At 65.7% G+C, this 25,080-nt stretch carries 19 protein-coding genes; 11 read left to right on the top strand and 8 right to left on the bottom strand.

Features of this window, described 5'->3' with window-relative positions; all coding sequences use genetic code 11:
• Nucleotides 1-76 precede the first annotated feature (76 nt).
• The 6 genes from F3J18_RS14280 to F3J18_RS14255 form a co-directional block, all read right to left on the bottom strand.
• Nucleotides 77-1,075 (bottom strand): NADP-dependent oxidoreductase, encoded by a 999-nt coding sequence (locus F3J18_RS14280; protein ID WP_166913160.1) that lies wholly within the window; start codon nucleotides 1,073-1,075, stop codon nucleotides 77-79.
• A gap of 130 nt (nucleotides 1,076-1,205) precedes the next feature.
• A complete protein-coding gene (locus F3J18_RS14275; protein WP_013698325.1) occupies nucleotides 1,206-1,688 on the bottom strand; it encodes a PaaI family thioesterase in 483 nt (160 codons plus the stop codon).
• A gap of 327 nt (nucleotides 1,689-2,015) precedes the next feature.
• Nucleotides 2,016-3,194 carry an acetyl-CoA C-acyltransferase gene (locus F3J18_RS14270; RefSeq protein WP_025100287.1) on the bottom strand — a complete coding sequence of 393 codons (1,179 nt, stop codon included), beginning with the start codon at nucleotides 3,192-3,194 and terminating at the stop codon, nucleotides 2,016-2,018.
• 54 nt (nucleotides 3,195-3,248) lie between these two features.
• Nucleotides 3,249-3,872, bottom strand: coding sequence for a bifunctional nicotinamidase/pyrazinamidase (pncA, locus tag F3J18_RS14265; RefSeq protein WP_166913159.1), 624 nt, complete (start codon nucleotides 3,870-3,872; stop codon nucleotides 3,249-3,251).
• A gap of 20 nt (nucleotides 3,873-3,892) precedes the next feature.
• On the bottom strand, nucleotides 3,893-5,977 hold the full coding sequence (locus F3J18_RS14260; protein WP_166913158.1) for a 3-hydroxyacyl-CoA dehydrogenase NAD-binding domain-containing protein: 2,085 nt from the start codon (nucleotides 5,975-5,977) through the stop codon (nucleotides 3,893-3,895).
• Nucleotides 5,978-6,246: 269 nt separating this feature from the next.
• Nucleotides 6,247-7,929 (bottom strand): 3-(methylthio)propionyl-CoA ligase, encoded by a 1,683-nt coding sequence (locus F3J18_RS14255; RefSeq protein WP_025100290.1) that lies wholly within the window; start codon nucleotides 7,927-7,929, stop codon nucleotides 6,247-6,249.
• 119 nt (nucleotides 7,930-8,048) lie between these two features.
• Here F3J18_RS14255 and F3J18_RS14250 point away from each other — a divergent pair, with 119 nt between their 5' ends.
• The 10 genes from F3J18_RS14250 to F3J18_RS14205 all read left to right on the top strand — a co-directional run bounded on the left by F3J18_RS14250 (nucleotide 8,049) and on the right by F3J18_RS14205 (nucleotide 16,656).
• Nucleotides 8,049-9,614, top strand: a complete 1,566-nt coding sequence (locus tag F3J18_RS14250; protein ID WP_166913157.1) for a protein adenylyltransferase SelO — start codon at nucleotides 8,049-8,051, stop codon at nucleotides 9,612-9,614.
• A gap of 34 nt (nucleotides 9,615-9,648) precedes the next feature.
• The gene (gene msrB / locus F3J18_RS14245; RefSeq protein ID WP_025100291.1) at nucleotides 9,649-10,077 is read left to right on the top strand and encodes a peptide-methionine (R)-S-oxide reductase MsrB; all 429 of its coding nucleotides are present in this window, start codon (nucleotides 9,649-9,651) and stop codon (nucleotides 10,075-10,077) included.
• A gap of 156 nt (nucleotides 10,078-10,233) precedes the next feature.
• Entirely contained in the window at nucleotides 10,234-10,764 is a 531-nt protein-coding gene (locus F3J18_RS14240) for a septation protein A (RefSeq protein WP_013698332.1), read from the top strand.
• A complete protein-coding gene (locus tag F3J18_RS14235) occupies nucleotides 10,761-11,075 on the top strand; it encodes a BolA family protein (RefSeq protein WP_013698333.1) in 315 nt (104 codons plus the stop codon). Before F3J18_RS14240 ends, F3J18_RS14235 begins: the two co-directional genes overlap by 4 nt.
• A 25-nt stretch (nucleotides 11,076-11,100) precedes the next feature.
• Nucleotides 11,101-11,880: a peptidylprolyl isomerase gene (locus F3J18_RS14230; protein ID WP_025100293.1), complete on the top strand. Its 780-nt coding sequence runs from the start codon at nucleotides 11,101-11,103 to the stop codon at nucleotides 11,878-11,880.
• A gap of 179 nt (nucleotides 11,881-12,059) precedes the next feature.
• Nucleotides 12,060-12,542, top strand: coding sequence for a DUF2778 domain-containing protein (locus F3J18_RS14225; protein ID WP_166913174.1), 483 nt, complete (start codon nucleotides 12,060-12,062; stop codon nucleotides 12,540-12,542).
• Nucleotides 12,539-12,826 (top strand): hypothetical protein, encoded by a 288-nt coding sequence (locus tag F3J18_RS14220; RefSeq protein WP_166913156.1) that lies wholly within the window; start codon nucleotides 12,539-12,541, stop codon nucleotides 12,824-12,826. The genes F3J18_RS14225 and F3J18_RS14220 overlap by 4 nt, the downstream gene beginning before the upstream one ends.
• A gap of 418 nt (nucleotides 12,827-13,244) precedes the next feature.
• On the top strand, nucleotides 13,245-14,270 hold the full coding sequence (locus F3J18_RS14215) for a DUF262 domain-containing protein (RefSeq protein ID WP_166913155.1): 1,026 nt from the start codon (nucleotides 13,245-13,247) through the stop codon (nucleotides 14,268-14,270).
• A gap of 5 nt (nucleotides 14,271-14,275) precedes the next feature.
• On the top strand, nucleotides 14,276-15,274 hold the full coding sequence (locus F3J18_RS14210; RefSeq protein ID WP_166913154.1) for a RelA/SpoT domain-containing protein: 999 nt from the start codon (nucleotides 14,276-14,278) through the stop codon (nucleotides 15,272-15,274).
• 131 nt (nucleotides 15,275-15,405) lie between these two features.
• Complete coding sequence (locus tag F3J18_RS14205; RefSeq protein ID WP_166913153.1) at nucleotides 15,406-16,656, top strand: IS256 family transposase; 1,251 nt, start codon at nucleotides 15,406-15,408, stop codon at nucleotides 16,654-16,656.
• A gap of 313 nt (nucleotides 16,657-16,969) precedes the next feature.
• Here F3J18_RS14205 and ilvD read toward each other — a convergent pair whose 3' ends face one another.
• Together ilvD and purL are read right to left on the bottom strand one after the other, a co-directional pair.
• On the bottom strand, nucleotides 16,970-18,829 hold the full coding sequence (gene ilvD / locus F3J18_RS14200; RefSeq protein WP_025100296.1) for a dihydroxy-acid dehydratase: 1,860 nt from the start codon (nucleotides 18,827-18,829) through the stop codon (nucleotides 16,970-16,972).
• A 371-nt stretch (nucleotides 18,830-19,200) separates the two neighbouring features.
• Entirely contained in the window at nucleotides 19,201-23,271 is a 4,071-nt protein-coding gene (purL, locus tag F3J18_RS14195) for a phosphoribosylformylglycinamidine synthase (protein WP_166913173.1), read from the bottom strand.
• 298 nt (nucleotides 23,272-23,569) lie between these two features.
• Here purL and F3J18_RS14190 point away from each other — a divergent pair, with 298 nt between their 5' ends.
• Complete coding sequence (locus F3J18_RS14190; RefSeq protein WP_025100298.1) at nucleotides 23,570-24,874, top strand: FAD-dependent oxidoreductase; 1,305 nt, start codon at nucleotides 23,570-23,572, stop codon at nucleotides 24,872-24,874.
• The last annotated feature ends 206 nt before the right edge of the window (nucleotides 24,875-25,080 follow it).

The following is a 25,080-nucleotide window of genomic DNA, read 5'->3' as shown; positions in this document are numbered from 1 at the left end:
AGCAGCGGCTTGCCTGCGCAGGATGGGGCGGCGCTGCCCGCGCGCCGCCCTTTCGCATTGCGCGCCGAGGCGCGGCTCAGCCCAGCGCGACCAGCTGCTTGCCGAAGTTGTGCCCCTTGAGCATGCCGAGGAAGGCTTCGGGCGCGCGCTCGATGCCCTGCGCGATGGTCTCGCGATAATGCAGCTCGTGGCGCGCCACCAGCTCGCCCAATTCGGCCAGCGCGGCCGGCCAGACCTCGGGATGCTCGGTGACGATGAAACCCTCCACGCGCAGCCGCGCCCTGAGGATCGGCCCGGGCTGCCGGATCGGCGCGGCCTCGCCGTCGTAGCCGGCGATCATCCCGCACAAGGCGACGCGGCCGAATGCGTTCATCAGCGCCAGCGTCGCGTCGAAACCGGGGCCGCCGACGTTCTCGAAACAGAGATCGATGCCGTCGGGCGCGGCGGCCGCCAGATCCTCGGCCAGGCGCCCGGCCTTGTAGTCGACGCAGGCGTCGAAGCCGAGCGTGTCGCGCACGTAGCGGCACTTGTGCTCGCCGCCGGCGATGCCGATCACGCGGCAGCCGGCGCGCCGGGCGAGCTGCCCCACCACGCCGCCGACCGCGCCGCTCGCCGCGCTGACCAGCAAGGTCTGTCCCGCGCGCGGCTCGAGCAGGCGATTCACGCCGTACCAGGCCGTCACGCCCGGCATGCCCACCACGCCGAGATGGGCCGACAGCGGCACCTGCGACGCATCGACCTTGCGCAGCCCCTTGCCGTTCGAGACGCCATGCGTCTGCCAGCCGAACATGCCGACCACATGATCGCCGACCGCATAAGCGGCATGACGCGACTCGATCACCTCGCCAGCCGTCTCGCCGATCATCACCTCGCCGAGCGGCTGCGGCGCCGCGTAGGATTTCGCTTCGCTCATGCGGCCACGCATGTAGGGGTCCAGCGAGAGGAAGCGGTTGCGCACGCGAAGTTCGCCCTCGCGCAGCGGCGCGAGCGGCGTTTCCACGAGCCGGAAATTGTCGAGGCTGGCCGCGCCCTCGGGGCGCGACACGAGCAGAACCTGCCGATTGATGTCGGTCATCGCTGTCTCCTGTCTCCATGTCATGACGCGCGCCTGGCCGAAGAGGAACTTCCCGGCCTCGTCCTGGCGCGAGCCCAACGCGATTCGGCCCCGCCGTCGCCGGTCGGGGCCGTTGCTGCCACGGGGGCCGTCAGGCGTCGCTCGGCCCCGGATTCGCGCCCGGATCGGTGCGCGAACGCTGCCGGGCGATATCGCGGCCCACCGCCAGCCGCTTCATGTACTTGAAGGTGCCGATCGCCTTGGCGACGAAATTGCCCTGGCTGTCGCGCACCTCGCCCTCGCAATAGGCCATGGTGGTCGAGCGGTGCATCACGCGGCCATAGGCGCGCAGCTCGCCGCGCCCCGGCTGCATGAAGTTGACCTTCATCTCCACCGTCACCACGCCCACGCCGTCGTCGGTCAGGCTGCGCGCGGCCATCGCCAGCGCCACGTCGGCCAGCGTCATGGTCACGCCGCCGTGGGCGATGCTCCAGGTGTTCATGTGCTGCTCGGCCAGCGGCAGCGCGATCTCGCTGGCGCCATCCTTGGCCGAGACGAGTTGCACGCCGAGCGCGTCGACGAAGGGGCTCTCGATGGTGGGCGGCGCCTTGCGCGGGCTGCTGTCCTGGCTCATCGCGCGCCTCGCGCCGTCTGGCCGATCAATCCGCGCGACTCGCGCGCCGCGGCGTGTGCCGATGCCTTCTGTGTCATGTTGCCTTCTTGCCTAGCGATCAAGGATTCAGTGAATGTCGATGCGGGTGCGCGCCGGCTCGGGCCGCGCGCCCCTGATCCAGAACCGAAGCCTACCAAACTTGCGGGCCGGACGATTCGGCGAATTCAGCGGCGTGTCGTCGAATACGGGGCCTGAAAGACGATCCTCAAGCGCCAAGCACAAAGGGCGGGCGACGCCGCAGCGCCGCCCGCCCTTTGCCTTCATGCCGATCAGCTCGCCGTCACGCGATCATGCGATCTCGAACAGCCCCGCCGCGCCCTGCCCGCCGCCGATGCACATGGTGACCACCACGTACTTCGCGCCGCGGCGCTTGCCCTCGATCAGGGCATGGCCGGCCAGACGCGCGCCCGACACGCCATAGGGGTGACCCACCGCGATCGCGCCGCCGTTGACGTTGAGCCGGTCGGCCGGAATCCCGAGCGTGTCCTGGCAGTACAGCACCTGCACCGCGAAGGCCTCGTTGAGCTCCCACAGATCGATGTCGGACACCTTCAGGCCCGCCTGCTTGAGCAGCTTGGGCACCGCGAACACCGGGCCGATGCCCATCTCGTCGGGCTCGCAGCCGGCCACCGCGAAACCGCGGAAGATGCCCAGGGGCGCCAGCCCCTCGCGCTCGGCGAGCTTCGCGTTCATCACCACGCAGGCCGAGGCGCCGTCCGAGAACTGGCTGGCGTTGCCCGCCGTGATCACCCCGCCCGGCACCGCCGAGCGGATCTTCGAGACGCCTTCCAGCGTGGTGTCGGGGCGAATCCCCTCGTCGGACGAGAGCGTGACCTCGCGCGTGTGCAGGCGGCCCGTGGCCTTGTCGGCCACGCCGGCCAGCACGGTGATCGGCACGATCTCGGCGTCGAAGCGGCCGGCCTCGCGCGCGGCCGCCGCGCGCAGCTGCGATTGCACGCCGTACTCGTCCTGGCGCTCCTTGGCGATGCCGTAGCGCTTGGAGACATTCTCGGCGGTCTGCAGCATGCTCCAGTAGATCTCGGGCTTGTGCTCGCGCAGCCAGCCTTCCTGCAGCATGTGATGGTTCATTTCGTTCTGCACGCAGGAGATCGACTCCACGCCGCCCGCCACGAACACCTCGCCCTCGCCGGCGATCACGCGCTGAGCGGCCAGCGCGATGGTCTGCAGTCCCGAGGAACAGAAACGGTTGATGGTCATGCCCGGCACCGACACGGGCAGGCCCGCGCGCAGCACCACCTGGCGCGCGATGTTGGCGCCGGTGGCGCCTTCCGGATTCGCGCAACCCATCAGCACATCCTCGACGCGCGCCGGATCGAGCTTGGCGCGCTCGACCGCGGCGGCCACCACATGCCCGCCCAGCGTCGCGCCGTGCGTCATGTTGAGCGCGCCGCGCCATGATTTCGCCAGCCCGGTGCGGGCGGTGGATACGATTACGGCTTCGTTCATGCCAGTCTCCTGGTTCGAATTGCTTGTAGACGGTTGTCGACGCAGGCGGCCCGCTCAGGCGAGCACCGCCTGCGCCTGGACGCGGGCCACGCCCGCGGCCTGAAGTTCTTGCCATGCCCGCGCCAGCGAGCCGTTCAGGTCGATCGCGCGGCAGGCATCCTCGATCACGGCGGCCTCGAAACCGGCCGCGCGCGCATCGAGCGCGGACCAGGCCACGCAGTAGTCGGTGGCCAGTCCGCAGCACCAGACGCGTTTCGCGCCGAGCGCGGCGAGGTAGCCCGCCAGCCCGGTCGGCGTGCTGCGATCAGCCTCGACGAAGGCCGAATAGCTGTCGACCGAGGCGTCGAGACCCTTGCGGATCACCAGCCGCGCCTGCGGGATGTCGAGCTCGCGATGCAGCGCCGCGCCCTCGCTGTCCTGCACGCAATGCACGGGCCACAGCACCTGTTCGCCATAAGGCAGGGTGATGGTCGAGAACGGCTCGCGGCCCGGGTGGTTGGCGGCGAACGACACGTGCGCGCGCGGATGCCAGTCCTGCGTGATCACCACCTGCTCGAAGCGCCGCGCGAGCCGGTTGATCACCGGCACCACCGCGTCGCCGTCGGCCACCGCGAGCGCGCCGCCCGGCATGAAATCGTTCTGCACGTCGATCACGAGCAGCACATCGTCGCTACGCATGCTGGTATCCTCCGCGCGCCTCAGCCGTTGAAACCCTTGCCGGCCGCCGCGAGCTTCGCGATCGACGGTGCCGGCTGCCAGGCATCGCCGTTCGCGCCCGCCGCGTAGCGGCGCATCGCGCGCTCGACGTTGTAGAGGCCGACCGTGTCCGCGTACAGCATCGGGCCGCCGCGCCAGAGCGGGAAGCCATAGCCGGTCAGGTAGACCATGTCGATGTCGGAAGCCTTGGAGGCGATGCCTTCCTCGAGGATCTTCGCGCCTTCGTTGACCAGCGCGTAGACCAGCCGCTCGACGATCTCCTCGTCGGCGATCTTGCGGCGCTCGACGCCGGCTTCCTTCGAATAGGCCAGCACCATCTCGTCGACCAGCTTCGAGGGCTTGGCGCGCCGCTCGCCGGCCTGGTAGTCGTACCAGCCGCCGCCGGTCTTCTGGCCGAAGCGGCCGAGTTCGCAGAGGCGATCGGCGATCTTCGAGTAATGCAGGTCGGGCTGCTCGAGGTAGCGGCGCTTGCGGATCGCCCAGCCGATGTCGTTGCCGGCCAGGTCGCTCATGCGGAACGGCCCCATCGCGAAACCGAAGGCCTCGATCGCGCGATCGACCTGGGCGGGCAGCGCGCCCTCCTCCAGCATGAACAGCGCCTGGCGGATGTACTGCTCGACCATGCGATTGCCGATGAAGCCGTCGCACACGCCCGATACCACCGCCGTCTTGCGGATCTTCTTGGCGAGCTGCATCACGGTGGCCAGCACGTCCTTGGCGGTATGCTCGCCGCGCACCACCTCGAGCAGCTTCATCACGTTGGCCGGGCTGAAGAAGTGCATGCCGACCACGTCCTGCGGGCGCCCGGTGAAGGCGGCGATCTTGTTCACGTCGAGCGTGGAGGTGTTCGAGGCGAGGATCGCGCCGGCCTTGGCCACCTCGTCGAGCTTGCGGAACACCTGCTCCTTCACGCCCAGTTCCTCGAACACGGCCTCGATGATCAGGTCCGCGTCCTTCAGGTCCTCATAGGACAGCGTCGGCGAGATCAGCGCCATGCGCGCCTCGAGCTTCTCCTCGCTGAGCTTGCCCTTCTTGACCTGCGCCTCGTAGTTCTTGCGGATCGTGGCGAGGCCGCGCTCGAGCGCCTCCTGCTTCGTTTCCAGCAGCGTGACCGGCAGCCCCGCGTTGAGGAAGTTCATGGTGATGCCGCCGCCCATGGTGCCCGCGCCGATCACGCCGAGCTTGCGGATCTCGCGCACGGGCGTGTCGGCCGGCACGTCGGGGATCTTGCTGGCGGCGCGCTCGCCGAAGAAGGCATGGCGCAGCGCGCGGCTTTCCGGCGTCTGCACCAGCGCCACGAAACCGTCGCGCTCGTCGATCAGGCCCTGGTCGAAACCCTTCAGCACGCCGGCCTCGATCGCGTCGATACACTTGTGCGGTGCCGGGTATTGCGGCGCGGCGGCGCGCGCGCTGTTGCGCGCGAACTGGATGAAGCCGGCCGCGTTCGGATGCTCGATCTTGCGATCGCGCACGCGCGGATGCGGGCCCGGCTTGGCGCCGACGCGCCGGGCCAGCGCCACCGCCGCTTCCAGCAGGTCGCCCTCGGCCATCTCGTCGAACAGGCCGCTCTTGGCGAGTTGCTCGGAAGGCACGGCCGCGCCCGACACGATCATGTTCAGCGCGGTTTCCAGCCCGAGCGCTCGGGGCAGCCGCTGGGTGCCGCCCGCGCCCGGCAGCAGGCCGATCTTGACCTCGGGCAGGGCCACCTGGGTGCCCGGCGCGGCGATCCGGTAATGCGCGCCCAGCGCCAGCTCCAGCCCGCCGCCCATCACCACGCTGTGCACGGCGGCCACCACCGGCTTGGCGCTGGCCTCGACGGCCGCGATCAGGGTGTGCAGGCTCGGTTCCTGAAGCGCCTTGGGGGTATTGAATTCGGTGATGTCGGCGCCGCCCGAGAAGGCGCGGCCCGCGCCGGTGAGCACGATGGCCGTCACCGCCGGGTCCTGCAGCGCGCGATCGAGGCCGTCCATCACCCCGGCGCGCGTCGAATAGCCGAGCCCGTTGACGGGCGGATTGTTGAGCGTGATGACGGCCACGCCGTCACGAGTCGTGTAGTCCACTGCCATCTGTCTGCCTCCATGCGGTTGCGCGAGCCGCCAGGCCGCGCTTCGTCAGCGTCGACGGTGATTGTGCGCGCGCGACGCCGTGGCCGCACGCGAGGAAACCGGGGCAGCATACAACAAAAAAGAACGATCGTTCAATTACAACTTGAAGGTGCCGGATGCAGGCCGAAACGGCGCCGTAAACGACCTCGGCGGCCGGGTCGCGCCGCAGCGAAACCCGGCCGCCGATCGTTGCGGATACGGCAATGCAGCGCCGCGCGATCCGGGTCGGCTCAGAGCCCGGCCGGGCGCAGCGGCTCGCCTTCCAGCGGGCATTCGCCGGCCACGATGCCGGGCAGCACATGCTCGCGGAATATCTCGCGCAGCTTGAGCTTCTGCAGCTTGCCGGTAGCCGTGTGCGGCAGCGTCTCGACGAACACCACGTCGTCGGGGATCCACCATTTCGCGACCTTGCCCGCGTAGAAGGCCAGCAGCTCCTCGCGCGTGACGTCCATGCCGGGCCGCGGCACCACCACCAGCAGCGGCCGCTCGGTCCATCTCGGATGGGCGCAGGCGATGCAGGCCGCTTCGGCCACGGCCGGATGCGCCACCGCGACGTTCTCCAGGTCGATCGAGCTGATCCACTCGCCGCCCGACTTGATCACGTCCTTGCTGCGATCGGTGATCTGCAGGAAACCGTCGGCATCGATGGTGGCGACGTCGCCGGTGGGGAACCAGCCGTCGACCAGCGGCGAGCCGCTGCCGTCGAAATAATGCTCGACCACCCAGGGCCCGCGCACCTGCAGCTCGCCGAACGCGATGCCGTCCCAGGGCAGCTCGCGGCCGTCCTCGCCGACGATGCGCATGTCCACGCCGTAGATCACGCGCCCCTGCTTCTCCAGCGAGCGGCGCCGCTCGGTCTCGTCGCGCTGCGTCTGCTCCCAGGTCAGCCGCGCCAGGGTGCCCAGCGGCGACATTTCCGTCATGCCCCAGGCGTGGATCACCTGCACGCCGTAATCGTCCTCGAAGGCGCGCAGCATGGCCGGCGGGCAGGCCGAGCCGCCGATCACCGTGCGCTCCATGGTCGAGAAGCCGGCGCCCGATTCGCGCAGGTGGTTGAGCAGGCCCAGCCAGACCGTCGGCACGCCGGCCGAGCAGGTCACGCGTTCGGCCTCCATCAGCTCGTGCAGCGACTTGCCGTCCAGGTCCTTGCCCGGCATCACCAGCTTCGCGCCGGTGAGCGGCACCGCGTAAGGCAGGCCCCAGGCGTTGACATGGAACATCGGCACCACCGGCAGCACCGAATCGAGCGCCGACAGGCCCATCGCGTCGGGCAGCGCGGCCGCGTAGGCGTGCAGCACGGTGGAACGATGCGAATAGAGCACCCCCTTCGGGTTGCCGGTGGTGCCCGAGGTGTAGCAGAGCGAGGACGCCTGGCGCTCGTCGAGCAGCGGCCATTGATAGTCGCCGTCCTCGGCCTCGAGCAGCGTTTCATACGCCAGCAGCGGCGTGGCGGCGGCCGGCAGGTGCGCCTCGTCGGTCATCGCGATCCAGCCGCGCACCTGCGGGCACAGCGGCGCGAGCCGGTCGACCAGCGGCGCGAAGCTGATGTCGAACAGCACGAAACGGTCATCGGCGTGGTTGATGATGTAGACGAGTTGCTCGGGAAACAGGCGCGGATTGATCGTGTGGCAGACCGCGCCCATCCCGCTGATGCCGTAATAGGCTTCCAGGTGGCGATAGCCGTTCCAGGCCAGCGTGCCGACCCGCTCGCCCGGCTCGACGCCGGCGCGCAGCAGGGCCTGCGCCAGTTGCCGGGAACGCCGTTCGCAATCGCGGTAGGTGTAGCGGTGGATATCGCCCTCGAGCCGCCGCGATACGATCTCGGCATGGCCCATGTGGCGCGCCGCGTGCGTGATCAGGGACGACACCAGCAAGGGTACGTCCATCATCTGGCCCAGCAGCGGCGGGTTCATCTTGGTGCTCATCGTCCAGCTCTCCCGGTTGGATCCGACTACGACAGATGCCTCTTCCTCGCCGCAAGCGGCCCGCGCGGCGCGGATTTACAATACCGACTTGTGACTCGTCGTTCAACTTGCCGTTATCCAGAAGCGAATCCGATTTGGCTGCCACCCTCCCCGATCTCGCCGCCTCGCTCGCCGCGCCGCGCGACGATGCCTTCCTCAAGCTGGGCGCCGCATTCCTGACGCGCCTGCCCGCCGCGCCCCTGCCCGCGCCTTACGTGGTCGGCTTCTCCGACGACGTGGCCGCGGAACTGGGCCTCGATCCCGCAATCCGCGCGCTGCCCGGCTTCGCCGAGCTGTTCTGCGGCAACCCGAGCCGCGACTGGCCCGCCGAGGCGCTGCCCTATTCGAGCGTTTACTCGGGACACCAGTTCGGGGTCTGGGCCGGCCAGCTCGGCGACGGCCGCGCGCTGAACATCGGCGAGATCGAGCACGAAGGGCGCCGCTTCGAGCTGCAGTTGAAGGGCGCCGGGCGCACGCCCTACTCGCGCATGGGCGACGGCCGTGCCGTGCTGCGCTCCTCGATCCGCGAATTCCTGTGCTCGGAAGCGATGCATCATCTCGGCATCCCGACCACCCGCGCGCTGACCGTGATCGGCTCCGACCAGACCGTGATGCGCGAGACCGTCGAGACGGCCGCGGTGGTCACGCGCGTGGCCGAGAGCTTCGTGCGTTTCGGCCATTTCGAGCATTTCTTCTCGAACGACCGGCCCGACCTGCTCAAGCAGTTGGCCGACCACGTGATCGACCGCTTCTACCCCGCCTGCCGCGAGGCCGAGGACCCGTACCTCGCCCTGCTGGAAGCCGTGATGCAGCGCACCGCGAAGATGGTCGCGCAATGGCAGGCGGTCGGCTTCTGCCACGGCGTGATGAACACCGACAACATGTCGATCCTCGGCCTCACGCTCGATTACGGCCCGTTCGGCTTCGTCGATGCCTTCGACGCCGGCCACATCTGCAATCACACCGACCAGCAGGGCCGTTACGCCTATCGCATGCAGCCGCGCATCTCGCACTGGAACTGCTTCTGCCTCGCGCAGGCGCTGCTGCCGCTGATCGGCCAGCAACGCGTCGACCTGGAAGACGACCCGCGCACCGAGCGCGCCGTCGAGGACGCCCAAGCGGTGCTGTCGCGCTTCCCCGAAACCTTCGGCCCGGCGCTGGAAGGCGCGATGCGCGCCAAGCTCGGGCTCGCGCTCGAGCAGGAAGGCGATGCCGCGCTGGCCAACCGGCTGCTCGAGATCATGCACGGCAGCCACGCCGATTTCACGCTGACCTTCCGGCGCCTCGCGCAGCTCTCGAAGCACGACGCGAATTCGGATGCGCCGGTGCGCGACCTGTTCATCGACCGCGAAGCCTTCGACGGCTGGGCCGCGCAATATCGCGCGCGCCTGGCCGACGAGACGCGCGACGACGCCGAGCGCGCCGCCGCGATGAACCGCGTGAACCCGAAGTACGTGCTGCGCAACCACCTGGCCGAGACCGCGATCCGTCGCGCGGCCGAGAAGGACTATTCGGAAGTCGAGCGGCTCGCGGCGATCCTGCGCCGGCCGTTCGACGAGCAACCGGAATACGAAGCCTACGCCGCGCTGCCGCCGGACTGGGCCGGCACGCTCGAGGTCAGCTGTTCGTCCTGAGCGACGGCGCCCCGATTCCCCTGGAGAGACCCACATGTCCCACGATCACAACGACCGCGATTACCCGTACGAGAAGGACGAGGCCAAGCTGCGCGAGCGCCTCACGCCGATGCAGTACGAGGTCACCCAGCACGCCGCCACCGAGCGCGCCTTCACCGGCGAGTACACCGACCTGGAAGATGCCGGCATCTATCACTGCGTGGTCTGCGACACGCCGTTGTTCGAATCCGGCGCGAAGTACCACTCGGGTTGCGGCTGGCCCAGCTACTTCAAGCCGCTCAACGGCGAGGTGATCGAGGAGAAGATGGACCGCACGCACGGCATGATCCGCGTCGAGGTGCGCTGCAACAATTGCGGCGCCCACCTGGGACACGTGTTCGAGGATGGCCCGCGCGACAAGACCGGCCTGCGTTACTGCATCAATTCGGCTGCGTTAAACTTCGAGCCTGACGCCGGCAAGTGAGGCCGTCGCCCGGGCTGGCCCGGGCGCTTCGGCCACACGGAAACAGCCGCCGGCGGAAACCCGTCTTGCGTGCCGCCACGGCCCGCCGGGCGGGGCCCCTAACGGTGGCGCAGCCCGGGCGCCTCGAACCCGGTCCGCCACGCAGCCCCGATCACCATGAAATTCCTGTTCGATCTGTTTCCGATCATCCTGTTTTTTGCTGCCTTCAAGGTCTGGGGCATCTTCACCGCCACCGCCGTGGCGATCGTCGCGACGTTGTTGCAGGTGGCCTGGGTGGCCTTCCGCCACAAGAAGGTCGACACCATGCTGTGGGTCAGCCTGGGCGTGATCGTCGTGTTCGGCGGCGCGACCCTGGTGCTGCACGACGAGAAGTTCATCCAGTGGAAGCCGACCGTGCTGTACTGGCTGTTCGCCGTGATCCTGGTCGCCGCGCGCTACCTGTTCGGCAAGAACCTGATCGAGAAGATGATGGGCAAGCAACTGAGCCTGCCGCATCCGATCTGGGACAAGCTCAACCTGGCCTGGGGCCTGTTCTTCGCCGTGCTGGGCGTGGTGAATCTCTACGTGGTGAATCACTACACGCCGTCGCAGTGGGTCAACTTCAAGCTGTTCGGCACCACCGGCGCGATGTTCGTGTTCATCATCCTGCAGAGCCTGTGGCTCGCTAAATACCTGAAAGACGAATGACGATGTCCGACGATTTCCTCAGCGCCTCGCCCGAAGGGCGCATCGCGCTGATCGAAGCGCGCCTGAACAGCGCGCTCTCCCCCGAATCCCTGCATGTCAGCGACGACAGCGCCGAGCACGCCGGTCACGCGGGTGCCGCGGCTGGCGGGCACTATACGGTGACGATCGTGGCCGCCGCGTTCGCCGGCAAGTCCCGCGTGGCGCGGCATCGGCTGGTGTATGATGCGCTCGCTGATGCGATGCGGCGCGGCATTCACGCGCTCGCGATCGTGGCTTACACGCCCGATGAGTTCAACGTGTCTTCACAATAATTCGTTTCACTAGGAATTCTTCCCGATGATCCTGAAATCCCCCCGCCTGTGGGTCGCGGCTGCCGCATTCGTCGCCGCACCGGCCTTCGCCCAGAACGTCGCCGTGGTGAACGGCACGCCGATCCCGAAGTCGCGCGTCGACGCGATGGTCGCTCAGCTCGTCCAGCAAGGTCAGCAGGATTCCGATCAGCTGCGCAAGATGGTCGGCCAGGAGCTGATCAACCGCGAAATCCTGATGCAGGAAGCGCTCAAGGAAGGCCTGCCGAACCGTGCCGACGTGAAGCAGCAAGTGGCGATCGCCCAGCAGACCGTGGTGCTGCGCGCGCTGATCGAGGACTTCGTGAAGAAGAACCAGCCGAGCGACGCCGAGGTCAAGGCCAAGTACGACGAGCTGGCCAAGGGCGCGACGGGCAGCGAGTATCACCTGCATCACATCCTGGTCGACAACGAGCAGCAGGCCAAGGATCTGATCGCGAAGATCAAGGCCGGCGCCAAGTTCGAGGATCTGGCCAAGCAGTTCTCGAAGGACCCGGGTTCGGCCAAGAACGGCGGCGATCTGGATTGGGCGGATCCGAAGTCGTTCGTGCCGGAATTCGCGAATGCGGCCACGCACCTGCAGAAGGGGCAGATGACGGACGAGCCGGTGAAGACGCAATTCGGCTGGCACATCATCCGCGTGGATGATGTTCGCCCGATCGCTCCGCCGCCGTTCGAGCAGGTGAAGGCGCAACTGGCGCAGCAGATGGTGCAGCAGAAGCTGCAGGCGTTTGAAGAGAAGCTGCGCGCTCAGGCGAAGATTCAGTGAGGTTCGTTTGATGTGCTTGGGCTGGCTTCTGATGAGCTGGCCTGGTGAAAAAATGCCGTCCCTTGGGGCGGCATTTTTTATTGGGCTGTTGTTGTCGCACCTGGGGAAAATGGCGGGTCGGAGCGATCTGCTTGGCCGATACACTGCGCGGATTTGAAACCCTTGCAAAGGGAGCAGTCATGCCGATCCGATGCACATTCGATTTGAACAAGGAGCGCGTTTCGACCTTGAACTGTCCGGGATTCGGGGCGATTCCGGCTTTCTCCGGCAAGGGGCGCGCGCGTGACAATCCCGAGGCAACAGGCTTGAAGGGAGTCGGGCCGATCCCGAAAGGGATGTACTACATCGTCGATCGGCAATCAGGCGGCCATTTCGGCTGGTTTTACGACGCTTGGGGCAAGCAGGGTTGGGGTACCACCGATCACACCAAGTGGTTTATGTTGTGGAATGCGAAAACCGGCGACACAACCTTTGTCGGGAAAGTAAGGCGCGGGCGTTTTCGGATTCACCCGACGGGGCCGCGCCGTTCTAGCGAAGGCTGCATCACCGTCATGAACCCGGTTACGTTCGATCGATTCGCGGAATTTCTGAGGAAGAAAGGCGCCGATTTGCCGGTGCCTGGATCAGTGCTCAAGGCCTATGGCACGGTTGAGGTGAAATGAAGAGGATCGGGATGTTTGCGTTGAACCTCGTCGTGGCGCTCGTCGGTGGGTGGGTTCTTGCGCATATCGTCGTCGGGCTGTCGGCGGAGATGCCTGCTCCGCTCGAAGATGCATTGCGGGTTTTGCTGCGCATCACGGGGCATGAAGAGTTCGACAATGAGGACGATTTGCCGGCGCTCGGGATGATGGCGGTTTTGATCGCCTCGATTGTCGTTGTTGGGGGGGTTGGTTGGGTAGCGAAGCTTATCGTCCGGGGTCGATCGCGTCGGGGTGGGGAATTCTGATAGATATGTTTCGACGCTTTCGACCCGTTGCGGGCGATCAGCACCGTACGATTCTTCTGACGCGTTGCGGAGCATAGCGGCCCTTCAGTGGCAAAGTCCTTGGCGCGTCTCGGGCCAGAACCGCAGCTCGCGATGAGAAATCATGATGCAACGCTGCGTCTGTTGTCGAAATCCACGAACTCGCATTTCGTTGTTCGATGCCCTTCGTCTCCGCGGCCGCTCACCCCGCCGTTCGTTGTGCGCGCTGGCGTCCAGCAAGCACAAACCAATCAACCATCGCGATCGGGCGTGCCGGCTCGTTCGCAGCTGACATCCGATAATCGCATCTAACGCATAGAGAATGGATGTTGGGCGTCGTGAGTCGGCGCCAAAGAACTGGTATATTATGGCATCCACCCGTCAGCATGCCTAAAGTCAAATGATTCGCCGCCAAAACTTTCAGAATTTGAGCTGGTTTTACGACCTCCATCGACGTTCAGCGCTAGATCTCGACCCGCCATATCAACGTCGAAGCGTGTGGAACAATGCTTTCAAGGAGTACTTCATTGACACGGTATTGTTAAATTATCCTGCGCCTGCCATCTTTCTGTATGAGCAGATCAGCGCCGAAGGTTCATCCACTTATCACGTGGTAGACGGAAAGCAACGGATAACAACTATTCTCGAGTTTGTTCGCGGAGACTTTCCGATTAGTGACAATTCGGATATTGCCGCGCTTAGAGGCAAATATTTCAACAGCCTTGATGAATCGGTCCGCCGAGCTTTCTGGTCATACCAATTGCTCGTGGAATACATTCCTACCAATGACGAAGGTGTTATTAATTCGATTTTTGATCGAATTAACCGAAATGTCGCAAAACTCACACCGCAGGAACTTCGCCACGCACGATTAGATGGTGAATTTATACGCTTGTCTGAGCAACTTGCAGAGTGGCAACAGACCGTCTTCCCACAAAATTTTCCGAGATTTGCCGCTCAGTCGAAGAAACAAATGAAAGATGTAGAGTTCACAGCCATTTTGCTACTCTTGCTGGAAGATGGCCCTCGCGGCTACAGCCAGGACGATTTGGACAGAGCATTTTCGGATCGGGACACCGACTGGGAGCAGAAGTCGGTCTGCGACGATCGCTATCGTGCCGCCGTTTCGCACATTGCCGAGGTTCTCATTGTCGACGAGGAGTTGGCTGGCTCCCGCTTGCGCAATCAGGCTGATTTCTACGCCCTCTTCGGTGCGATCGACTCTCTGCAGCAAGATCGAGCGCTTGGAACGCCTCATCATTCGGCTACAGTGCTTCGAACTTTCGTTGACCGAGTCGATAATTCAGCCGAACGCGACGGTGATGCCGCTCTGATGGCATATTACGATGCTGCGAGGTCTGCGTCTAATGATAAAGGTCCGCGCGAGACGCGGGTTCGATATTTGAGGTCAATTCTTTCAGCATAGTGACCGTGATTGTTCCAGCGCAACTCACCCAAAAACATAACCTTTTCCACCCGTACCTCAAGCAAATAGAGGAGAGAGCAAAGGGGAGAATCTTTGCTTATTGTTCGACGCACGGCTATGCTTTTATTGGACGATTGAAGGACACAGAGTCCCTATTCGAAAAAATTGAAACCGGCAGATTTTCCAATTGGAGCAGCCTTGACGATCTTTACGGCTGCTCAATAGTCATCCCGTTTCTCGATGAAGAAAGTATTGTTATAGAATGGCTAAAATCCGAGTTCGAAGTTATCAATCTTAAATTGCGCGGCGCAACCCAGAAAGATCCAACTGTTTTTCGCTTTGATGCAACTCGTATAATTGCTCGCCTTAAGGAACCATTACTGACGGTCGATAGCCCCCTCACCAAAATTTCGTTTGAAATCCAAATAAGAACTGCGTTCGAACATGCTTGGTCCGTAGCGACGCATTCGCTGGCCTATAAGGGGGAGCGAGTCGACTGGAGCCGTTTAAGGCTTGCGGCCCAATTAAAGGCAACGGTGGAGCAGCTCGATATGTTGGTGCTTGGTTTCGATGCAGCCGCGGCGGCGATACATGCGCAGAATTGGCCGGATGTGGCAGTGCGCTCGAGGATTGAAGACCTCTTTCGCTCGCGGTTCGATCGAGAGCAGCTCCCAGCTGAGGTGAAGCCGGCTAGCTGGATGCGGTTCTGTGAAAACGTGCAACGTTTGATACTGTCAACTAGTCGAAAACGACTGTCTGGCAATGATGCGCAATCTTTCGTTGAAAAGCGCTTAAATACTATCGAAACCGAACTAGATAAGGCTGGCGCCGATTATCCACGAAGCTTGTCTCCCCTTCAATTCTGTATCGGGGTCCTTGCTGAAGCGGGCCACATCGAAGGAAAGTTATACAACTACGTGCCATACCTGTCGCGGGAACTCCTTTCGCTCTATCCGAAATCACAAATCGCAGGTCCAGGATTCGATGCGGAGGAGACACGCTAACCGACTTTGCGCATGCTGCAACGATGCGTATCGACCTCGCTAGCCCATAGCGTGGTGCCCGGGTTCTCGGCGATGAAAGGGCCTGTCCGTAATTTTGTGTTCGAGGCATATTCTTGTCCCAAGGAGGACGTATGCCTCGCAAACCGAAAGCCACGCCGGCCGAGTTGCCGGCGATTCCCGCTGAGCTGCTGGAGCAGTTCGGCAACGGCCCAATGACGGCCGAAGCCATCAATGCCGCCACGCTGGCACTCAAGAAAGCGCTGATCGAGCGCGCGCTGGGTGGTGAAATGAATCACCACCTGGGCTACGCGTCGGGCGCGGCCAAGCCAGTTGAGGTGAGCAATCAACGCAACGGCAAAAGCGCCAAGACGGTCCTGACCGAGGACGGCCCGATCTGTATCGAGGTGCCTCGCGATCGCGACGGCAGTTTCCAGCCGCTGCTCATTCCGAAACACGAACGTCGCTTCACCGGCTTCGACGACAAGATCGTGGCAATGTACGCACGCGGCATGACCGTGCGAGAAATCCAGGCTTTTCTGCTTGAGCAGTACGGCACCGAAGTGTCGCCGGACTTCATCAGCTCCGTCACCGATGAAGTCATGGCCGAGGTCACGGCCTGGCAGGCCCGGCCGCTTGAACTGATGTATCCGGTCGTCTTCTTCGATGCATTGCGGGTCAAGATCCGGGAAAACGCCGTCGTGAAAAACAAGGCCATTTACCTAGCGCTGGGCGTGTTGTCCGATGGAACGCGCGACATTCTGGGGCTCTGGATCGAAAGCACCGAAGGCGCGAAGTTCTGGATGAAGGTCTTCAATGATCTGAAAACACGTGGTGTGAGTGACATCCTGATCGCCGTCACCGATGGACTGAAAGGGATGCCTGAGGCGCTGGCAGCCGTATTTCCGGCCACGACGCTGCAGACCTGCATCGTGCATCTGATGCGCAACAGCCTCGATTACGCGAGTTGGAAAGACCGTCGCGGGCTGGCCGCGGCTATCCGGCCGATCTACACGGCGGCGAGCGCGGAAGCGGCCCAGGCCGAATTGGATGCGTTTGCCGATGGCGAATGGGGACGACGCTTCCCGACCGTCAGTGCCTCATGGCGCAACGCCTGGGATCGCGTGATCCCGTTTTTCGCGTTTCCCCCGGCAATTCGCAAGATCATCTACACGACGAATTCGATTGAGAATATCAACGGGCAGTTGCGCAAGATCATCAAGACTCGAGGTCACTTTCCCAGCGACGAAGCGGCCACCAAGCTCATCTGGCTGGCCTTGCGTAACATCACGGCTGGCTGGGGACATGCCGCGCACGACTGGAAGGCGGCCATGAACCAGTTCGCCATCCTCTACGAAGAGCGTTTTGTCCGGCCATCCGTGTGATGCTCAACCCGCCTCGAACACGGAAATTCTGACAGGCCCCGATGAAAGACCGCTTGCTGAATGGAACTGACATGTGAATGTCAAGACGTCGCATCGAACGAATGTCCCTTCATGGCTGCGAATTCAGACTGTCACCGAATATCTTCGCATCGCAGCAAACCGAATCAAGCAACAGACGACGGCTCATGACATCCAGAACAACCGTCCACCCCACCACCACAGAAAAAATGCCGCCCACAGGGCGGCATTTTTCCACAACCTACCGAACAGATCCCCCGATCCCAAAACCGGGCAACCCATCCGCCAACCAACCTCAATCATCCAACAACGACAAATCCCTCACCGCGCCCTTATCCGCCGACATCACCAGCTTCGCATAAGCCTTCAACGCCGCCGACACCTTGCGCGGCCGCGGCAGCACCGGCTTCCAGCCCTTCGCATCCTGCTCGACGCGACGCTTGGCGAGTTCCTCATCGCTCACCAGCACATCGATGGTCCGATTCGGGATATCGATCCGAATCCGATCGCCATCGCGCACCAGGCCGATCGCCCCACCCGCCGCCGCTTCCGGCGAGCAGTGCCCGATCGACAGCCCGGACGTGCCGCCCGAGAACCGCCCATCGGTCAGCAACGCACAAGCCTTGCCCAAGCCCTTCGACTTGATATAGCTGGTCGGATAGAGCATTTCCTGCATGCCTGGCCCGCCCTTCGGCCCTTCGTAGCGAACGATGATCACATCGCCTGCCTTCACCTTGTCGGCCAGGATGTTCTCGACCGCCTCGTCCTGCGATTCGACCACATGCGCCGGACCTTCGAACACGAGAATCGAGTCATCAACACCGGCCGTCTTCACCACGCAGCCGTCCTTGGCGATATTGCCGGTCAGCACCGCCAGCCCGCCTTCCTTGCTGAACGCGTGCTCATACGAGCGAATACATCCCTCGGCCCGATCCAGATCCAGGCTCGGCCAACGCGCATCCTGGCTGAACGCCACCTGCGTCGGAATCCCGCCCGGCCCAGCCATGTAGAACTTCCTCACGGCCGCATCATCGGTCAGCGTGATATCCCACTGCTTCAACGCATCGCCGAGCGTCTTCGCATGCACGGTCGGCACATCCGTGTGCAGCTTGCCCGCCCGCTCGAGTTCGCCCAGGATCGCCATGATCCCGCCGGCGCGATGCACATCCTCGATGTGATACTTGTTCGTGTTCGGCGCCACCTTGCACAGCTGCGGCACCACGCGCGAGAGCCGGTCGATATCGCGCATCGAGAAATCGATCTCGGCTTCCTGCGCGATCGCCAGCAGGTGAAGAATCGTGTTGGTCGAACCGCCCATCGCGATATCGAGCGTCATGGCGTTCTCGAACGCCTTGAAGCCGACCGAGCGCGGCAGCACCGTCACGTCTTCCTGCTCGTAATACTGGCGCGCCAGTTCGACGATACGGCTGCCCGCGCGCTTGAACAGTTGCTCGCGGTCCGCGTGCGTGGCCACCACCGTGCCATTGCCCGGCAGCGACAGGCCCAGCGCCTCGGTCAGGCAGTTCATCGAGTTCGCCGTGAACATGCCCGAGCAAGAGCCGCAGGTCGGGCAGGCCGAACGCTCGACTTCCGCCACCTCGGCATCGCTGACCTTGCTGTCGGCGGCCATCACCATCGCGTCGATCAGGTCCAGCTTCTTGATCTGGATGGTGTTGGTGCCCGGCACGGCCAGCTTGGCCTTGCCGGCTTCCATCGGGCCGCCCGACACGAAGATCACGGGGATGTTCAGGCGCATCGCGGCCATCAGCATCCCGGGGGTGATCTTGTCGCAGTTCGAGATGCAGACCATCGCGTCGGCGCAGTGCGCGTTCACCATGTACTCGACCGAGTCGGCAATGATGTCGCGGCTCGGCAGCGAATAGAGCATGCCGTCGTGGCCCATCGCGATGCCGTCGTCGACGGCGATGGTGTTGAATTCCTTGGCGACACCGCCAGCCGCCTCGATCTCGCGCGCGACCAGTTGGCCGAGGTCCTTCAGATGGACGTGGCCGGGCACGAACTGCGTGAACGAGTTGACGACCGCGATGATCGGCTTGGAGAAATCTTCATCCTTCATGCCGGTGGCGCGCCAGAGCGAACGCGCGCCTGCCATGTTGCGGCCGGCCGTGGAAGTTTTGGAACGGTATGCGGGCATTGTTGTGGTAGCGAAACAGAAAGTGACCGGGGAAAGCGGCGGCCTCGTCGACAAACGCCTTTGGGCTCGTCGAGACACGCCTGCGCGCACCACAACAGGCGCCTCTTGAGCGCCCGCCGATGCAAACCTGACGATTATGCCGTACCGCGCGCAGGGTTGCGCGCGCGGTACGGCGGCTCGAGGCCCGGCGGCGCGGCGCCGGCCGAGGCCATCTCGACGCGATCGTCGGCGCGTCGAATCGAGCCCGATGAATCAAGCCCGATGAATCGAGCCTGGAAAACGAACTCGACAACGGTAATCAAACAACGCGGCGCGGCGCGAGGCAGTTGCCCCGAGCCACGCCGCGTATCAAACCTCGAACTTCATCGATCTCAACCAAGCCAGCGACGCGCGTTGCGGAACACGCGCATCCAGGGGCTGGCCTCGCCCCAGCCTTCGGGCGCCCAGCTCATCTGCACGGTGCGATGCACGCGCTCCATGTGCGGCATCAGCACGGTGAAGCGGCCATCGGCCGTGGTGACCGAGGTAATGCCCTGCGGCGAGCCGTTCGGGTTGAACGGATAACGCTCGGTGGCCTGGCCGCGATGATCGACGAAGCGCATCGCCACGGCCACGCGGTCGGCATCGCCCTGCTGCGAGAAATCGGCGAAACCTTCGCCGTGCGCCACCGCCACCGGGATGCGCGAGCCTTCCATGCCGGCGAAGAAGATCGACGGCGAGGACTGCACCTCGACAAACGAGAAACGCGCCTCGAACTGCTCGGACTTGTTGCGCGTGAACTTCGGCCAGGCTTCGGCGCCGGGAATCATCGACGCCAGGCTCGACAGCATCTGGCAGCCGTTGCAGATGCCGAGCGCGAAAGTGTCGGGACGCGCGAAGAAGGTCGAGAACATCTCGGCCAGGCCGTCGTTGAAGCGGATCGTCTTGGCCCAGCCTTCACCGGCGCCGAGCACATCGCCATACGAGAAGCCGCCGCAGGCCACCGCGCCGGCGAAGTCGGCCAGGTTGGCGCGGCCGGCCAGCAGGTCGCTCATGTGCACGTCGTGCGCGTCGAAGCCGGCGCGATCGAAGGCATAGGCCGTTTCGAGGTGCGAGTTCACGCCCTGCTCGCGCAGGATCGCGACGCGCGGACGCGCGCCGGTGGCGATGAACGGCGCGGCCACGTCCTCGGCGGCGTCGAAGCCCAGCACCGGCTGCATGCCCGGATCGGCCGCGTCGAGCAGCGCGTCGTATTCGGCATCGGCGCAGGCCGGGTTGTCGCGCAGGCGCGCGATGCGCCAGCTCACGTCGGTCCAGGCGCGCTGCAGTTCAGAGCGCGGCGCGTCGTAGATCTTCTTCGCGTCGCGGAACACCTCGATGCTGTCGCGCTCGTTGACCGAGCCGATCACGTGCGAGCAGGTCGACAGGCCATGTTCGCGCAGCGCGGCCAGCACGGCGTCGCGATCCGCGGCGCGCACCTGCACCACCGCGCCGAGTTCCTCGCTGAACAGCGCGCGGATCGTGCGGTCCTCGCGGCGGCCGCTGGTCTGCTTGGCCCAGTCCTTGGCATCGCCGTAATCGGATTCGTGGTTCGGGTCGAGCGTCAGCATGTCGACGTTGATCGACACGCCGGCGTGGCCCGCGAAGGCCATTTCGCAGACGGTCGCCCACAGGCCGCCGTCCGAGCGGTCGTGGTACGCGAGCAGCTTGCCCTGCGCGTTCAGCGCCTGGATCGCCGTGAAGAAGCGCTTGAGATCTTCCGCGTCGTCGACGTCAGGCACCGAATCGCCCACCTGCTGCGTGACCTGGGCGAGAATGCTGCCGCCCATGCGGTTCTTGCCGCGGCCCAGGTCGATCGAGATCAGCACGCTGTCGCCGACGTCCGCCACGCGGCGCAGTTGCGGCGTGAGGTGGCGGCGCACGTCCTCGACCGGCGCGAACGCGGAGATGATCAGCGACACCGGCGAGACTACTTCCTTGGCCACGCCGCTGTCGTTCCACTTGGTCTTCATCGACAGCGAATCCTTGCCGACCGGGATGCCGATGCCCAGCGCCGGGCAGAGCTCCATGCCGATCGCCTTGACCGTGTCGTAGAGCGCGGCGTCCTCGCCGGCGGTGCCGCACGAGGCCATCCAGTTGGCCGACAGCTTGAGCTTGTCGAGCGAGGCGATCGGCGCGGCGGCGATGTTGGTGATCGCCTCGCCCACCGCCATGCGGCCCGAGGCGGGCGCGTCGATCACGGCCAGCGGCGTGCGCTCGGCCATGGTCATCGCCTCGCCGGCGAAACCGGCGTAGTCGAGCGCGGTGACGGCGCAGTCGGCCACCGGCACCTGCCAGGGGCCGACCATCTGGTCGCGCACCGAGGTGCCGCCGACCGAGCGGTCGCCGATCGTGATCAGGAAGGACTTGCTGGCCACAGTCGGGTGCTTCAGCACGCTCACGGCCGCATCGGCCAGCGACACGCCGGTCACGTCGACCGGGATGCGCTCGACCGCCACGCGCGCGACGTCGCGATGCATCTTGGGCGGCTTGCCGAGCAGCACGTCCATCGGCATGTCGACCGGGAAGCCGTCCTGGCCTTCGGCGAGATCGTCGACCAGCTTCAGCTCGCGCGCCTCGGTGGCCACGCCGATCACGGCGAACGGGCAGCGCTCGCGCGTGCAGATCGCCTCGAAGCGCGCCAGGTCGGCCGGCGCGATCGCCAGCACGTAACGCTCCTGCGATTCGTTCGACCAGATCTCGCGCGGCGACAAGCCGCTTTCCTCGAGCTGGATCTTGCGCAGCTCGAAGCGCGCGCCCTTGTCGGCGCCGTCGACCAGCTCGGGGAAGGCGTTCGACAGGCCGCCCGCGCCCACGTCGTGGATCGACAGGATCGGGTTGGCCTCGCCGAGCTGCCAGCAGCCGTTGATCACTTCCTGGGCGCGCCGCTCGATTTCCGGGTTGCCGCGCTGCACGGAATCGAAGTCGAGCTCGGCCGTGTTGGCGCCGGTGGCCATCGAGCTGGCCGCGCCGCCGCCCATGCCGATGCGCATGCCGGGGCCGCCGATCTGGATCAGCAAGGTGCCGGCCGGCAGGTCGTGCTTGTGGGTGTGCGCGTCGGAGACGTTGCCGATGCCGCCGGCGATCATGATCGGCTTGTGATAGCCGCGCACGGTGCCGCCGACGTTCTGCTCGTAGACGCGGAAGTAGCCGCCCAGGTTGGGACGGCCGAATTCGTTGTTGAAGGCGGCGCCGCCGAGCGGGCCGTCGATCATGATCTGCAGCGGCGAGGCGATGCGGTCGGGGCGGCCATAGGGCGCGTGGGCGTCGGCCGGGTTGCGCTCGGCCACCGGCTGGGCGGCGTCGCGTGCGTTTTCCCAGGCTTCGCGCGCGCCGGGAAGGTCCAGGTTCGAGACCGTGAAGCCAGTCAGGCCGGCCTTCGGGCGGGCGCCGCGGCCGGTCGCGCCTTCGTCGCGGATCTCGCCGCCCGCGCCCGTCGCGGCGCCGGCGAACGGCGAGATCGCGGTCGGGTGGTTATGCGTCTCGACCTTCATCAGCGTGTGCGTCAGCTCGCTGTGGCGGCCGTATTGCTCGGCGGGCGTGCCGTCGACGCCAGCGCCGCGCGGGAACCAGCGCTCGGCCTGCGCGCCGCGCATGATCGAGGAATTGTCCGAGTAGGCGACGATGGTGCCCTGCGGGCTCATCTTCTCGGTATTGCGGATCATCGCGAACAGCGACATGTCCTGCTTCGCGCCGTCGATGGTCCAGTCGGCGTTGAAGATCTTGTGGCGGCAGTGCTCGCTGTTGGCCTGCGCGAACATCATCAGCTCGACGTCGGTCGGGTTGCGCTCCAGCTTCGTGAAGGCGTCGACCAGGTAGACGATCTCGTCCTCGGCCAGCGCGAGGCCCAGCTCGAGGTTGGCCGCCTCCAGCGCGGCGCGGCCCTGGCCCAGCACGTCGACGCGGCCCAGCGGCTTGGCCGGCAGTTCGTCGAACAGGTGGTGCGCGTCCTCGCGCGCGGCCACCACGCTTTCCGTCATGCGGTCGTGCAGGGCGGCGGCCACCGCGGCGCGCACCTCGGGCGAGAGCGCCTTCTTGCCGCCCATGCCGAGCAGGCCGGCCTTCAGCGTGACCGTGAATTCGAGGCCGCGCTCGATGCGGCGCACCGAGGCGAGGCCGCAATGCAGGGCGATGTCGGTCGCCTTGCTGGCCCACGGCGACACCGTGCCGATGCGCGGCAGCACGATGAAGGTGTCGGTCGCGCCCTTCTCGGCGGCCGGCTCGAACGGCGCGCCGTAGTGCATCAGCGCGTCGATGCGGGCCGACTCATCGGCCGACAGCGGCTCGGACGCGTTGACGAAGTGCAGGTACTGGCCGCGGATTGCGACGATATCGCCGTCGATCTGCTTGAGCGTGTCGAGCAGGCGAGTCTGGCGGAAATCGGAAAGGGCGGCGGCGCCGGGAAAACACGAGAAGTGAGCCATGGGCTGGACGGACATCGATGAGTCGCGCGAGTCGGCGACATTGGGGCGAAAGGAAGACCGCAATTATACCCGGAAGTCATGCCGCCGAAGCCGTCCGCAAGCCTTTCCGAGGCCAGCGCGCCACGCCGGATCCGGCCACGGCGGGCTGCCGCGTCCGGGGCCGGTGCTCCCGCGGCGGCGGCCGGGCGCCGCCGCGAGCGCCCGGTTTGGCGCTATCATTCGCGGTTCACCGGGTTCCACACGGCCCGCACGGAAGACCAGACCCGGGTCGCGACGCGGCCCGTTTTCGAATCACAACATGGATGTCATCGTCATCGGCGGCGGGATCGGCGGCGTCGCCACCGCCTACCAGTTGCGCGCCGCCGGCCACCGCGTCTGCATGGTCGAGCGCCACGCCACCGTCGCCCAGGGCGCCACCTACGGCCATGGCGGCCTGGTGCTGCCCACCCCGCTCGACGTCTGGTTCGGTCCGACCTTCATGCACCACCGCCGCGCGCTCAGGAGCGGCGTGGTCTACAAACCGGGCCTGAACGGCCCGCTGCGCCGTTTCACGCGCGAGCTGGCGAAACTGCGCGCGCCCGAGGCGTTCGCCGCGCATTACGCGAAACTCAAGCCGCTGGTCGACCTGTCACGCGAATCGATCGCCGATATCGAGCGCCGCTTCGGCCTGGAGTTCGAGCAGCGCCCCGGCGTGCTGCACGTGATCCGCGAGCCGCAGGAATGGGCCGCCGCCCAGCCCGCGCTGGAGTTGCTGCGCGCCTACGAGGTCCCGCACCAGATCCTCGACGCCGAACAATGCGCGGCGCTCGAGCATTCGGTGCCGGCCGACCCGCCCTTCGCGGGCGGCGTGCTGCTCGAGTTCGAGCGCACCGCGAACTGTCCCCTCTTCTCCAAGCTGGTCAAGCAGACGCTCGACGAGCACGGCGTGCAGTTCTGCTTCGGCCGCGCCGTCACGGCGATCCGCGTCGAGGCCAACCGCGCCGCGGTGGAGCTGGCGCCGGAGCCGGGCGACCGGCTCGGCGCGCGCGGCAAGGAAGTCGACGTGATCTCGGCCGACGCGGTGGTGATCGCTGCCGGCACCGGCAGCGTGCCGCTGCTGGCCCGGCTCGGCATCACGCTGCCGCTGCACCCGGTGCGCGTCAATGCGCTGACCGCGCCGGTCGCCTACGAGGAACACGCGCCGCATTTGACCGTGGTCGATTCGATCAAGCGCATCACCATGACGCGCATGCACCAGCGCGTGCGGATCAGCGGCGCGCCGGTCCTGCAAAGCGAGAAGGACATCGCCAGGCCGCTGCCCGAGGCGCTCAACGACGAGGCGCTGGCCCTGCTCGGCCAGGCCACCCACGACTGGATCCCGGGCGCCGCGAAGATCTCGGCCGCGCTGCCCTGGCAGGCCACGCGGCTGCTGTCGCCGGACGGGCTGCCGGTGGTCGGGCCGACGCGCCACCCGCGCGTGTTCGTCAATCTCGGCCATGGCCCGGCCGGCTGGGGCCTCGCCTGCGGCTCTGCTAAAGTGGTGAGCGATTATCTCGGCGGCACGCCGCATCACGTGCCGGCCGACACGCTCGCCGCGCTCCACGTGGACCGCTTCGCCACCTGACGCCGCCCTCGCGCGGCGTCTCGACCGGCCGCCCCGGCGGCTCTCCCGACATGACGCCGCTCGCCCCGTCCGCCTCGCTGTCCGCCGCCCCGCCCTCGCCGAACGCCCGGCCCGCCGATCCGTTCGACGCCCCGCTCGCCCACCTGCCCCTGGCGCTGTCCAGCGTCGCCGACCTGCGCACGGCGGAGGCCGAGGCCGCCGCCGTG

Origin of the sequence: Burkholderia sp. Ax-1720 (assembly GCF_011753035.1) — a bacterium.
GTDB classification, from domain to species: Bacteria; Pseudomonadota; Gammaproteobacteria; order Burkholderiales; family Burkholderiaceae; genus Burkholderia; species Burkholderia gladioli.
The sequence above is the reverse complement of the archived record's forward strand: the minus strand, read 5'-3'. Positions and strand labels throughout refer to the sequence as shown.

Coding starts and splice junctions, on each gene's coding strand:
- F3J18_RS14220 (WP_166913156.1), top strand. CDS start 12,539: ATGAAGAGGATCGGGATGTTTGCGTTGAACCTCGTCGTGGCGCTCGTC.
- F3J18_RS14275 (WP_013698325.1), bottom strand. CDS start 1,688: ATGAGCCAGGACAGCAGCCCGCGCAAGGCGCCGCCCACCATCGAGAGC.
- F3J18_RS14225 (WP_166913174.1), top strand. CDS start 12,060: ATGCCGATCCGATGCACATTCGATTTGAACAAGGAGCGCGTTTCGACC.
- ilvD (WP_025100296.1), bottom strand. CDS start 18,829: ATGCCCGCATACCGTTCCAAAACTTCCACGGCCGGCCGCAACATGGCA.
- F3J18_RS14270 (WP_025100287.1), bottom strand. CDS start 3,194: ATGAACGAAGCCGTAATCGTATCCACCGCCCGCACCGGGCTGGCGAAA.
- msrB (WP_025100291.1), top strand. CDS start 9,649: ATGTCCCACGATCACAACGACCGCGATTACCCGTACGAGAAGGACGAG.
- F3J18_RS14215 (WP_166913155.1), top strand. CDS start 13,245: ATGATTCGCCGCCAAAACTTTCAGAATTTGAGCTGGTTTTACGACCTC.
- F3J18_RS14235 (WP_013698333.1), top strand. CDS start 10,761: ATGACGATGTCCGACGATTTCCTCAGCGCCTCGCCCGAAGGGCGCATC.
- F3J18_RS14255 (WP_025100290.1), bottom strand. CDS start 7,929: ATGAACCCGCCGCTGCTGGGCCAGATGATGGACGTACCCTTGCTGGTG.
- F3J18_RS14205 (WP_166913153.1), top strand. CDS start 15,406: ATGCCTCGCAAACCGAAAGCCACGCCGGCCGAGTTGCCGGCGATTCCC.
- F3J18_RS14280 (WP_166913160.1), bottom strand. CDS start 1,075: ATGACCGACATCAATCGGCAGGTTCTGCTCGTGTCGCGCCCCGAGGGC.
- F3J18_RS14230 (WP_025100293.1), top strand. CDS start 11,101: ATGATCCTGAAATCCCCCCGCCTGTGGGTCGCGGCTGCCGCATTCGTC.
- F3J18_RS14240 (WP_013698332.1), top strand. CDS start 10,234: ATGAAATTCCTGTTCGATCTGTTTCCGATCATCCTGTTTTTTGCTGCC.
- F3J18_RS14190 (WP_025100298.1), top strand. CDS start 23,570: ATGGATGTCATCGTCATCGGCGGCGGGATCGGCGGCGTCGCCACCGCC.
- pncA (WP_166913159.1), bottom strand. CDS start 3,872: ATGCGTAGCGACGATGTGCTGCTCGTGATCGACGTGCAGAACGATTTC.
- F3J18_RS14260 (WP_166913158.1), bottom strand. CDS start 5,977: ATGGCAGTGGACTACACGACTCGTGACGGCGTGGCCGTCATCACGCTC.
- purL (WP_166913173.1), bottom strand. CDS start 23,271: ATGGCTCACTTCTCGTGTTTTCCCGGCGCCGCCGCCCTTTCCGATTTC.